Source organism: Thermodesulfobacteriota bacterium (genome assembly GCA_035559815.1).
In the GTDB taxonomy this organism is placed as follows: Bacteria; Desulfobacterota_D; UBA1144; order Nemesobacterales; family CSP1-2; genus DATMAT01.
The window spans coordinates 1-12,186 of the sequence record DATMAT010000007.1 but is presented as its reverse complement, the minus strand read 5'-3'; the positions used below and the strand labels follow the sequence as shown (position 1 = coordinate 12,186).

The 12,186-nt window shown below is 48.0% G+C and carries 12 protein-coding genes; 3 read left to right on the top strand and 9 right to left on the bottom strand.

Annotated elements, in window-relative coordinates; genetic code table 11:
- Together VNN20_01100 and VNN20_01095 are read left to right on the top strand one after the other, a co-directional pair.
- Positions 1-859 (top strand): RHS repeat-associated core domain-containing protein (locus VNN20_01100; protein ID HWP90784.1); only part of this gene is annotated, 859 nt, incomplete at its 5' end.
- Positions 856-1,194 carry a hypothetical protein gene (locus tag VNN20_01095; GenBank protein ID HWP90783.1) on the top strand — a complete coding sequence of 113 codons (339 nt, stop codon included), beginning with the start codon at positions 856-858 and terminating at the stop codon, positions 1,192-1,194. The genes VNN20_01100 and VNN20_01095, both read left to right, overlap by 4 nt.
- 345 nt (positions 1,195-1,539) lie before the next feature.
- On the opposite strand, the gene VNN20_01090 is transcribed toward VNN20_01095, so the two are convergent.
- The 3 genes from VNN20_01090 to VNN20_01080 form a co-directional block, all read right to left on the bottom strand.
- On the bottom strand, positions 1,540-1,911 hold the full coding sequence (locus tag VNN20_01090; protein ID HWP90782.1) for a hypothetical protein: 372 nt from the start codon (positions 1,909-1,911) through the stop codon (positions 1,540-1,542).
- Between the two features lie 720 nt (positions 1,912-2,631).
- Positions 2,632-4,218, bottom strand: coding sequence for an ATP-dependent DNA ligase (locus VNN20_01085; GenBank protein HWP90781.1), 1,587 nt, complete (start codon positions 4,216-4,218; stop codon positions 2,632-2,634).
- Complete coding sequence (locus VNN20_01080) at positions 4,215-5,225, bottom strand: ligase-associated DNA damage response exonuclease (GenBank protein HWP90780.1); 1,011 nt, start codon at positions 5,223-5,225, stop codon at positions 4,215-4,217. Before VNN20_01080 ends, VNN20_01085 begins: the two co-directional genes overlap by 4 nt.
- Positions 5,226-5,735: 510 nt before the next feature.
- Between VNN20_01080 and VNN20_01075 the strand changes: the two genes are divergently transcribed.
- The gene (locus VNN20_01075) at positions 5,736-7,103 is read left to right on the top strand and encodes an FAD-binding oxidoreductase (protein ID HWP90779.1); all 1,368 of its coding nucleotides are present in this window, start codon (positions 5,736-5,738) and stop codon (positions 7,101-7,103) included.
- A gap of 269 nt (positions 7,104-7,372) precedes the next feature.
- Here VNN20_01075 and VNN20_01070 read toward each other — a convergent pair whose 3' ends face one another.
- The 6 genes from VNN20_01070 to lepB form a co-directional block, all read right to left on the bottom strand.
- Positions 7,373-7,663 carry a hypothetical protein gene (locus VNN20_01070; protein ID HWP90778.1) on the bottom strand — a complete coding sequence of 97 codons (291 nt, stop codon included), beginning with the start codon at positions 7,661-7,663 and terminating at the stop codon, positions 7,373-7,375.
- 600 nt (positions 7,664-8,263) lie between these two features.
- Positions 8,264-9,547: a dihydroorotase gene (locus VNN20_01065; protein ID HWP90777.1), complete on the bottom strand. Its 1,284-nt coding sequence runs from the start codon at positions 9,545-9,547 to the stop codon at positions 8,264-8,266.
- Positions 9,544-10,473 carry an aspartate carbamoyltransferase catalytic subunit gene (locus tag VNN20_01060; protein HWP90776.1) on the bottom strand — a complete coding sequence of 310 codons (930 nt, stop codon included), beginning with the start codon at positions 10,471-10,473 and terminating at the stop codon, positions 9,544-9,546. Before VNN20_01060 ends, VNN20_01065 begins: the two co-directional genes overlap by 4 nt.
- Position 10,474: 1 nt before the next feature.
- Positions 10,475-11,008: a bifunctional pyr operon transcriptional regulator/uracil phosphoribosyltransferase PyrR gene (pyrR, locus tag VNN20_01055; GenBank protein ID HWP90775.1), complete on the bottom strand. Its 534-nt coding sequence runs from the start codon at positions 11,006-11,008 to the stop codon at positions 10,475-10,477.
- Between the two features lie 15 nt (positions 11,009-11,023).
- Positions 11,024-11,371: a hypothetical protein gene (locus VNN20_01050; protein HWP90774.1), complete on the bottom strand. Its 348-nt coding sequence runs from the start codon at positions 11,369-11,371 to the stop codon at positions 11,024-11,026.
- Positions 11,372-11,411: 40 nt separating this feature from the next.
- Complete coding sequence (gene lepB / locus VNN20_01045) at positions 11,412-12,071, bottom strand: signal peptidase I (GenBank protein HWP90773.1); 660 nt, start codon at positions 12,069-12,071, stop codon at positions 11,412-11,414.
- Positions 12,072-12,186 lie beyond the last annotated feature (115 nt).

Sequence of the window (12,186 nt, the reverse complement as noted above, 5' to 3'; positions counted from 1 at the left end):
AGCCCTGGCCATGACCGATGAGACCACAACGGTAATATGGAACCAGAATTATCTACCATTTGGAGAACCGCATGGTGGCAGCGGGGTTATAGAGAATAGCCGTCAATATACCGGAAAAGAGTTTGAAGAGGAGACCGGGCTGTATTACTACGGAGCTAGGTACTACCATTCAGGACTAGGCCGGTTTATGAGCGTCGACCCCGCCCCCGCCGACCCCACTGACCCCCAGAGTTGGAACAGATATGCGTATGTGCTGAATAATCCCTATAAGTATGTCGACCCGGATGGGCAGATTGCTGTAAATGTTTCAGGCTTGGTAGAGCTAAATTCAAGGGTTAGAAATAAATTAGGATTTATTCCTGATTTTATACTTGACGCACTTTTACCAGTTGAGTCACATGCGATCGTTGCAAGTTCTTTGCTTGAACCACAAGCACTTGGAATCGGAGCTATATCAAAGGGTGTTAGTAGCACCGTCAAATTAGTAAACAAAACAGAAAAGCTAAATGTCTTATCAAAACCGAGCAAAGTTCCATACGCAGGTGGCTTTTTAAGGTCTTTTGTAACGACTAAGGATGAAATATATTATAGAGTGTTTTCCGGAGATAACACAACGGGTGCTTTTCTTACTAAAGTGAAACCCAAAAGACGGGAATATGCTATTGAAGGTTTATCATTGCCACCATGGAATAACGCTGAATTCATACAGGAGGTTCTTGTCCCCGCCGGCACAAGATTGCTAAGATCTAGAGCTTTGCCCGTACCTCAATTCGGACGATTTAGAGGAGGCTTAGAACAATTCGAATTGCTAGAAAGAATACCTGTTAAAAATTTTGGTCCTGGGATACCATTTGAATGATAAAAGTATCTTTTGTGAGGAACTCACTTAAAATCAACACTAAAAGCATTAATCTCGATCATCCTATCCTTACAGCGTTTTCTACAGGGGATAAAATTATCATTTTGTACGACCCAGATTCTTACATACCCAAATTTGGTCAATTTCAAAATCTTCTTGCATTAGATATAAACGGTAAAGAAATATGGAAAGCTGAACTGCCCACAACAACGACAGGTGATTGCTATTATAAAATAATATCGGAAAATCCGTTGAAAGCTTTATCTTTTCACTCATATGAGTGCGAGATAGACTTAGACACCGGGAAATTAAAGAACAAAATTTTCTTGAAGTAGTTTCTGTGTAACTCGAAAGAAGGTATTAAATCATGCATAGCAACAGGAAAAAGAACCCTTATAGTTTAGACCTTGGCCTAGTAAGTTTTAAATAAACAACTCCTTAAACGATTCCTCTACCTCCGTTTTCAGCAGAACTTGATTGAGAGAATAAACTCTATCGTTAAAGGAGACCTTAATAAGCCAACCCTCATCATTAAACTCGTGATTTACATCTGCATATTCAAATTGTCTATGGCAATTCGCACAGACTAGAACTATGTTTTTGGGACTATTGCCTTGCATAGGATTGATATGATGTGTTTCAAAATATGGTTTATCATCCTTTTTTAAAAACCAGAAATCTCATATTTGACAGTGACCCCGATAGATATCGCCAAGCAAAACCCTTAGATTAAAAGGTACACTCTCTCTAGCTTGGTTTGAATGCTTCTTCACATAACGTCTTTCTTGAATCCGTACAATACTAGCTAACCGATGATACTCACTAAGGACAACCTTTTGTTTCTCTAAGTCTGTCCATTCGGAAAGAGCACTAATCCGCTCTGAGGCCTCTTCTTCAGTCTCAGAATTATCAAAATTATCCTGTAATTCTTTGGTTTTTTTAATGAAGTTTCGCTCCGGTATGAGTCTATAGATAAACCGTTCTTTATCTATAAGTTGAATAACTACTTCATCTCCACTTGTGATATTATTTGTGTGAAACCATTGTTTCATTCTTCCAATTCTACATTCGCGTGTACTGCTGTTATAGGATGAGTAATGTTTAGTTTGAGAAACGGGTGAATCATTAAATAAACTTGAATAGTATCATTATGACCGGGAAACCAGTTCGCCAGGGTCACAGGAATAGCGATTAAACCCTTGTTAATTCGGCTTTGCGTTACCTTAATCGTCGTATAGCTATAGTTGATCTGACTTTTCTTCGAATTATTTTCGATGATTTTGCCTCCATGCACTCTTATCCTACTTTGGGCCGATTACTCCCCCGTAGTGCCATCTCAATTGCTATTTTTAACCTTATCCAAAAGCAAAGTCACGCCCTGTGCCAATAACAGATTCACAATTGGGACATATAACATTTTGTTCAGGGTCAGTCACTAGGCTGTGCATTGCTGTACACTCGTTATAACCCTCTCCGTTCCATGACCATTCTTCTGTCATCAATGCTGTAAACCAAATGCGATCCAAGATTCTGTTGCAACTTTGATAACGCTTTCTTCGTCTCTTTCGTATAGCAGCCATTTCAACCTCCTAACTCTAGGGTTAATAGAGCTATGTCTCAACCTTCAACCTAGTCTCATTTTATCATGGTATTGTAAAAAGTTGAGGCCAGATACCCTATTTATTTACAGAGATTCGGGCAAAGCTGTTACCCGCCGGTATAATAGCTTGATATACATTCATTGACAAATAAAAGGGTTGCGCCCCCTTTTCTTATTTTACCTCTAATAATTTGCGAAGGTTCTCCAATGTATCCGCCTCTTCGATCTTTTTATCATGCCGCCAGCGGGAAATACGGGGGAATCGTACCGCTACTCCCGACTTGTGGCGGGATGAAAGCTGAACGCTCTCGAAGGCCAATTCAAATACAAGCTCCGGTTTGACACTTCTCACCGGTCCGAATTTCTCGACAGTATTCTTCCGAATGAAGGCATCCACCTGGCGTATCTCCTCGTCGCTCAACCCGGAGTAGGCCTTGGCGATTGGCACCAGCTTGTCCTGGTCCCATACCCCGAATGTATAATCGGTGTAAAGGCTTGCCCGCCGGCCGTGCCCGCGCTCCGCATAGAGCAAAACCGCATCAACTAGGTAAGGCTCGACCTTCCACTTCCACCAGTCTCCCTTCTTGCGTCCAACTCCGTAGGAAGAATCCCTTCGTTTGAGCATAAATCCCTCGGCCCCTTGGGAGCGCGACTCCTCCCTTAACTTGACTAAATCGTCCCAGCCTTCGAAAGGAACATCCCGGGAAAATAAGAGCCTTTCGTGAGCAGCCTGCTCTATTAACACATCGAGCAATCGTCGTCTCTTTTCGAGGGGCCAACCGCGAACATCCTCTTGCTGATACTCCAAGAGGTCGTAGGCAATAATCGCTACAGGCGCCTCCTTGAGTATGGCCTTGGTTACGTTCTTCCGTCCAATGCGTTTTTGTAATACGTTGAATCCGAGCGGCTGCCCGTCACAGTAAGCCAATATCTCACCGTCCAAAACCACGCCGTCTGGAAGCCTATCCTTGAGGCCGGTTAATTCAGGGAACTTCTCCGTAACCAGCTCTTCGCCCCGCGACCATATGAAGAACTCATTATTACGCTTGATAATCTGGGAACGGATGCCGTCCCATTTCCATTCTGCCTGCCACTCCTCCGGCGGCCCTAAATCCGAGACCGACTTTTCAATCGGATATGCCAGGAAAAAAGGATAGGGCTTGGAAGAGTTATCGTTTGAGTCACCCTGTATAATCAAACCTTCGAATGTTTGAGTATCCGGGTGCCAATCCCCGGTCAACCGGTGCGCTATCTTGGCTTCTTCGACCTCATAAAGCTCGGCCAGCACGCGTATCAGGAGTTTCTGGGAAACCCCTATCCTAAAAGCTCCGGTTAAAAATTTATTGAATGCAAAGCGCTCCTGGGTATCCATCTCCATCCAGGCAGACATAACCCTCCCCTTTTTCTCTTCTTCGTCCAAATCCTCCAAATCGCGAAGGTAATTGATCCAATAAGCAAGGGACTCGGACTGCTGTCTTTCCGGAGGAGGCAATAGCAGGGCGATTACCTCTGCCAAATCGCCAACGACCTGATAGCACTCTTCAAAAAGCCAAAGAGGGATTCCGGCCAACTCGCTGCCCCACTCTCTCAGCTTTGTCGTGGTTACCGGGCGCCTCGGACGTCGGCCGCTTAGAAGCGCTATGGCCCACACCTTGTCCCCGTCGGAAGCTTTACGAAAATACTCTTTCAGTATGGACAACCTTTCATTGGTCTTATTGGTCTGGTCCAGGTCGTAAAACAATCGAGCGAAATTTCTCATAGACCGTCGAACTCCTCGCTCTCGCCGACGAATTCGGTTTTTAATTCATGGGCTTCCTTTCCCTTTTCCCCGAGCCATTTGACCATGACGTCCTGATAGCCATGGGTGACAAAAACCCGTTCCGCACCGCATGCGTTTATAGCCTCGTTAAGACCCTGCCAATCAGCGTGGTCTGATAAAGCAAAACCTCGGTCCACCGCCTTACGGCGCTTGTTTCCGCGTATAGCCATGCAGCCCGAAGCTATGGCAGTAGAATAGGGCTCAAACCTTCTCATCCACGGCGTGTTTAAGGCCGATGGGGGAGCAATTATCAAAGACCTCATGAAAGCGGATTTTGGCATGTCCGGCCCGGCATATTTTATTTCAGGTAGAGTTATGCCTGCCTCTCTAAACTTTGTATGGACGTTAAAGACTGCTCCGTGGGCGTAGATGTCACCGAGAGAGTGGTCGAGATTCTCAACCAGGCGCTGCGCCTTGCCAAGCGCATACGCTATCAAGATACTGGCCTTATTTTTTCCCTGGTTCTCTGCCCACCACTGGTTCACTTGCTCAAAGATTTCGTCCTGCGGCCGCCATTTGTATACCGGAAGGCCAAAGGTTGACTCGGTTATGAAGGTATGACAGTGGATAGGCTCGAAAGCCGGAGTGAGCCGGTCATTCTCCAGTTTATAATCACCGGAGACGACCCAAACCTTGCCTCCATGTTCGATTCTTACCTGGGCCGAGCCAAGAACGTGTCCCGCAGGATGGAGTGACACTCTCAACCCATTCATCGCCCTGGTCTCCCCGTACTCCATGGTTTCCAGGTTGATATCCTGGCCTAATCTTAGTCTTAGAATGGGTGCGCAATGGTTATGAGCCAGGTAATAGCTATGACCAGGACGGGCATGGTCGGAGTGGGCATGGGTGATTACTGCACGCTCTACGGGCCGCCAGGGGTCGATATAAAACCCTCCCGCCGGGCAGTATAGCCCGTTTTCATTCACGGTGATTAAATCATACTTCATGACAGAAAATATTATAGCTGCTGGCTATGCATACCGTCGTTTATGAGTATGAAGAAATAGATTTTGTCACTACTGACCAAAATAATCAGAAATCATACAACCCATTCCTGTAAAATAAAGCTTTTAGACGGATAAAAAGGATAATTTCAAATCAGGTTGCCTTCTTGTGTGTTTGTTATGTAAATGCTGTCCAAATCATATCCGTTCAACCAAGCCATGTATGCCCTGATGACATTAGTTTTTAGAAATGAGATTGCATCGGTGGCGGAATTTATCCGTTAGACTAGCCGGATAGGGTCCCGAATAAGTACATTGTCATATCTCTTATTTTGGATAAGTTCGATGTGAAATAGAGCAAAACATTCTACAACAAATAGGTAATGAGCTGGAACTATCCCTGATTAAGTCGGGAATGAAGTAGAGGATCCGTTAAAACGGAAGTAATGATAACGCATTCGCCAGCTAAATGTATAAGGTATATTTACATGACTTAAAAAAGTGGAGGCTAAAATGGAATTGCAAAAGCGAATCTTGGGCCGTGTGGTGCACACTGGTGATGAAGAATACGAGAGAATAAGACAGGCTATGGCTTGGAACGCTCTAAAGCCCGGCCGGAAGCCGGAGCTAATCGTTCAGGTCGCCTCCGAGCAGGACGCGGTCGAGACCGTAAACTTTGCGCGAGAGAATAAGATGAAGATTGCAGTTCGCGGGGGCGGCCATAGCTGGTGTGGCTCTTCCATTCGCGATGGAGGTATTTTACTCGACCTCTCTCCACTGAATGCAGTAGAGGTAGACCCCGAAAAAAGAGTAGCCATCGTCCAGCCGGCAATCACGAACCGGCAGTTTGCCAGAAAATTAGCTGAGCAGGACCTGGCCTTCCCGTTCGGCCACTGCCCAAGCGTGCCTCTTAGCGGCTACATCCTGGGCGGTGGTTTAGGCTGGAACATAGGCTACTGGGGCGTTGCCTGTTTCAGTCTCCTTGCGTTAGATGTTGTCACTGCCGACGGCAAACTGATTAGAGCCTCTGAAGATGAGAATTCCGACATACTCTGGGCGGCGCGAGGATCAGGACCCGGCTTCTTCGGTGTAGCCACCAAATATTACTTACGGGTCTATCCCCTGCCCAAGGCCATCACCACCAGTATGTTGATGTTTCCACTTGATAGCCTGCCCGAAGTATTAGCATGGGTAGAGGAAGTAGCCGGGAAAATCCCTTCCTTTGTCGAGTTAACCTTGCTGTTCACGAGCACACCGCCTCCCCTAGCTGACCGATGCAAGCAGGTGTGTATTGTTGTGGCGACTGCCTTTGCAGACACGGCACAGATGGCATCCGATGCATTATCAGCTATGGAAAACTGTCCACTTGAAAATTTTGTGATGAGGGACCTTAATGCCAACACACCTTTTGATGTTTTATTCGATACAATAGACGGTCTCTTTCCGGAGGGTAAACGTTACGCGGTTGACAATATGTGGTCTCATACTCACCCTATCATCCTACTTTCAACCCTGCGGGACCAGTTCATTAAAGCTCCATCCCCACACACTTTGGCTCTATCCCTTATCCTTCCGCCTCCGGCTGCAAATGCACCGCAAATGCCAGATGCCGCATTCTCTATGATTGCTTCTATCTATGTTGATTGTAGCGCTATCTGGGAGGATGCCAGTCAGGATAGGGAAAACATAGACTGGCTTCGCAACGCAATGCAGGCCCTTGAATCTATAGGAGTTGGACATTACATCGGCGAAACGGACCTCACCGCTCACCCTTCGCGCTCGGTCAGGTCTTTTAGCCAACGTAACTGGGACCGTCTGGAGGAATTACGCAAGAAATACGACCCAGACGGTATTTTCCATTCCTATCTCGGCTTGGAGTGACTGCTGGATGTTGACAGTCAAAAACGGCCTATGTAGTCATGCTGAACGAAGTGAAACATCTTAAAATTAGATTCTTCGCCTTCGGCTCAGAATGACAGCATTGAAAGTTATTTCTAGATACAATTTATACCGATATTGCATGAAACCTCAAATTCTGATTATTACATTATATTTTTTTTGAATATAGCGTCCAAATGTTACAGCGACAGAGGAAAAAAGAAAAAACTGTTATTTCAAGCCTGACCCCTTTCCTTCCGTATCACGTGTCCTCACGACTCCGCATTCAGTGTCGTAATGTCCAGAGCCACGCATTCTTGCATGTTCACTATGATGCCCGCCTCCTTCGTCAATGGCTCGAAATTAAGATTGATCCCGATCTCTATGAGGTCGTTGACCGCTATGCCCGATATGCCGCTTGCGGACGTAACGGTGCATCCGATAAACGTTATGGGTGGAGTGTCTATCTCCCCGTCGCTACCGGTCTCGCAGGTAAACGTCCCGTCCGTGCCCCCGTTTATCATAACGGTAGCCTGTCCCGACGTTCCCCCGCTCGAGCTCATCTCGATTTCGACCGTGGCACCCGTGGCAAACCCGTCGACGCCGTTACACTGCTGCGGGTTAGGCGCGCTGACCGTGCCGGTTACGAGCGTGAAAGGGGTTTCCGGTCCCGGAACGGGTCCCGGCTCCTCCGCATTACCGTCACTGTCGTTACACCCCGTGGCTCCAAGCACAAGCCCGACCACGAGCGGCAAGGCCAGAAATAACTTCCGCAATCTCATGAAAGTCGTCCTCCTTTGCAAGTCGGGAGTCAGGTCTTGGATTGTAAATTATTTCCTATCCACTACCTTGCTTGTTGTGCTGTAATGCAATCCTAAAACCCGTCCGATCTCCCTAATGTATATCCATACCTCAGGTAATCACCCCGAATTAACCGGCTTTCCTTCATTTTGGACTTACCCGCTTATTTACCGATTTATTTACTCAAATCTCCCCTTGGTTGGATATGCAGATTATCTCACCTGAGAGTAGTGTCTGTCAAGAGACCTGGGTCAGGTCTTGAACCGTGAATTTCAAACTCTTTAATCAACCCGATTAGGCAGCGAGAAAAGCTACACAACAATTCATGTGCTGCCCTATTTTTCTACGAACATAGCATGAATTCAACCAGAAAACACAACCTTCCCACCCACGATGGTGTGGAGAACGCATCCGGAGAGTTCCCAGCCGTGGAAGGGGGTGTTCTTTCCCTTGGAACGGAATTTCTCTCGGTCAACTTTGACGCTCTTATCCGGGTCGAATATGACCACGTCGGCAATTGCCCCGGTTTTTAGCGTTCCTCTATCAATTCCAATTATCTTCGCGGGATTAACGGTTAGTTTCTTTACTAATTCAGGAAGGGTTAAAACACCGTCTTTGACAAGCTGGAGCGAAAGCGGAAGCCCCGTCTCCAAGCCGGAGATTCCGAAAGGAGCCAGGTCGAACTCGACCTTCTTTTCATCCTCGCTATGAGGTGCATGGTCGGTGGCAATCACGTCTATCGTGCCGTCCTTTAGCCCTTCTTTTATCGCCTCGACATCCTTTTCGCCCCTTATGGGCGGGTTTACCTTGGCATTGGTGTCGTAACTAAGAACAACCTTGTCGGTGAGGCTAAAATGATGAGGTGTAGCCTCGGCGGTTACATTCACTCCTCGTTTTTTAGCATCCCGTATAAGCCTTACCGCTCCGGCTGTGGAAACGTGGGCTATGTGCAGATGAGCGCCGGTAAGCTCGGCCAGGGTGATATCGCGGGAGACCATTACCTCCTCCGATGCGTTTGGTATTCCCCTTAGCCCGAGTATGGTCGAGGTAAATCCCTCGTTCATCACACCGTGGGCAGAGAGGTTTAAATCCTCGGCATGGGATATGACCGGAATGCCGTAAGCCTTCACATACTCCATGGCATGGCGCATTAGCTTAGAGTTCATCACCGGCCAGCCGTCGTCCGAGATTCCTACACATCCGGCCTCCCACATCTCGCCGATCTCGGCAAGGATTTCCCCCTTCTCTCCCTTGGTGATTGCGCCTACCGGGAATACGTTCACTATCCCCTCGGTACGGGCCTTCAAGAGTATGTACTCGGTCACGGACGCATTGTCGTTCACCGGGTTGGTGTTGGGCATACAGACTACGGACGTAAACCCTCCGGCTGCCGCCGCCTCGCACCCGGTGCGTATGGTCTCTTTGTGCTCAAAGCCCGGTTCTCGGAGATGTACATGCAGGTCGATTAACCCGGGAGCAACAATGTTGCCCCGGGCATCGATTACTTGTATATCCGATTCCTTCTCTAATTTCTTTATGTCTTTGGGAAAACTCTTGACCTTGCCGTCTTCTATCAGGATGTTTGCAGTTTGGTCAATCTCCTGGGAAGGGTCTATAACCCGTCCTCCTTTTATGAGAACCCTCATGCATTTCCCCCTCCGGTGGCAACCAGGTAGAGCATAGCCATCCTCACCGAGATTCCGTTTGTAACCTGGTCTAGTATTACCGAGTGAACGTCGTCCGCCACCTCTGAAGACAACTCCACACCCCTGTTTATGGGCCCGGGGTGCATGAGCATCACGTCCTCCTTCGCCAGCCTTAGCCTCTCCCTGGTAAGTCCATAGAACCGGGAATATTCCCTGAGCGACGGAAAAAGACCCGACCCCTGTCTCTCCATCTGTATGCGGAGCATTATTACTACATCCGCCCCCTTGAGCGCCTGTTCCAAACTGTAGTAAACCTTCACGTCCATCTTTTCCACGTCTTGAGGCATCATGGTAGGAGGACCTACCAGCCTGACCTCGGCCCCAAGCTTGATGAAGCCCCAAATGTTTGACCGGGCTACCCGGCTGTGTAGTATGTCCCCGACTATTACCACCTTTAGCCCCTGAATCTCCTTCTTCACTTCCCTGACCGTGAATAAATCAAGGAGAGCCTGGCTCGGGTGTTCGTGGGAGCCGTCCCCGGCATTGACGATGGAAGAATCAAGCTCTCTTGCCAGCAACCAAGGTGCGCCGGACATGGCGTGTCTAATCACGATTACCGTTGCTCCCATAGCCTCGAGGTTTCGGGCGGTATCGAGAAGGGTCTCGCCCTTCACCACACTGCTCTGGGTGGGGGTGAAATTAAGAACGTCTGCGCTTAGCCTTTTCTCCGCTATCTCGAAGGAGGACCTGGTCCTGGTGCTGGGCTCAAAGAAGAGATTGACAACAGTTACACCCCGGAGCGCCGGAACCTTCTTCACGTCCCGCTGGGACACCTCCTTCATCGACTCTGCCGTGTCCAGAATCAGGTTTATCTCCTCGGCGGTTAGTTCCTTCAACCCCAAAATGTGTTTCTGTTTGAATACCATCTTATTTCCCCACCACTACCACTTCGTCCTTACCGTCCGTTTCCTCAAGATGCACCTCGACGGTCTCCGACTGCAGGGTGACGATCTTGCTCCCCACATAATCGGCCTGGATGGGAAGCTCACGATGCCCCCTGTCCACAAACGCCACAAGCTGAATGGAAGCAGGTCTCCCGTAATCCATTATGGCCTCTATGGCCGCCCGGGTGGTCCTGCCGGTATAGATTACATCATCCACCAGGATGACGTTCTTGTCCTCTACCGAGAACGGGATGTGTGTTTTCTGCACCTTCGGCCACTCGCTTTTCCTCCTGAAGTCATCCCGGTAAAGGGTTATATCCAGCGTTCCCAGTGGAGGCCTTATTCCCTCCAGTTTCTCGATCTGGTCCACGATCCTCTCGGCGATGTGAATACCGCGCGTCCTTATGCCGATGACCACTATCTCCGCAGCACCCTTATTTCTCTCCAGTATCTGGTTGGTTATACGGGAGATGGCCCGGCTGATCGTCTCTGAATCCATGATGACCTTTGTAGACATGATAACCCTATTTAGCTAGAGTACGCTTTTCAATTCCCCCTCACACTGATAGAAGAACTCAAAATCCTTTTTGTACCTCCCGAAGAAATCGGCCGTATCGAAATAGGTTATTGTAACCACTACGTTTTGGTCGGTCACGGTGACGGTGTGTTCCCTTTTATCCGGAGGTATTCCTATGCTATTCAGCCCCTCGTCGAGGCTCTTGAAGACGAAATCCCGCCCGTATTTCTTGTAGAGGTCGGCCTGCTCCTTGCACAAACCCCTGATACCGATAATCCCCCGGTAATATATGGGCACCACTTTAAAGCCGACGTAAAAAAGTAGAGCCAGAACCAGAACCCAAAAAATTGATTTTAGATTCATGCCTCCATCCTCCTGGTTTTAGACTTACACAAAAAACCGGCTAATGAATCATCGAGATAATCCTATTCCACCTGACCTTCTCCAGTATGTTTTCATTATCAAAGTCCCATGACCAATGAATAATAAAGGCCTTACCCTCTATATTCTGAATAGGCACAAACCCCCAGAATCGGCTGTCCTGGCTGTTATCCCGGTTGTCTCCCATCACAAAGACGTGTCCCTCGGGGACCCTTGCCACCGGCAGGTATGTACCTTTCTGGGTGCTTTCCATACCCTTTTCATAAATAACCCTGTGTTCCTTGCCGAATAGGTACTCCTCGTATTCATCGTATTGGGAGCCAGACCTCTCATCATAATAATCACCCACAAATTTAAGTGGTACCTCTTCACCGTTTATGTATAAATTCCTGCCTGCTATGTCTATGCTGTCGCCGGGAAGCCCTATCACCCTTTTGATGTAATGAACCCCCCTCTTCGAAGGGTCGTCCTCGTGGTCCGGGTACACAAAGACAATTACGTCACCGCGCCGGATATCACTAAACCCGGGCAATATAAAGGTGTCTGTGAACGGGATCTTCGTGCCGTAAATAAACTTATTGACCAGAAGATGGTCACCCACTAGAAGAGTGGGAATCATGGAGCCGGACGGAATTTTAAAGGGCTGTATGATGAATGTCCTTATGCATAAAGCTAGAGCCACCGCGATGAGGAGGGCTTCGATATTCTGTCTCAGCTTGGATTTGGTAAAGTTGGACAACTTTTGCCTTAATACATCTTCAAGCTCCTCTGTCCTGGAAAGCAATTCACCCGGGCTC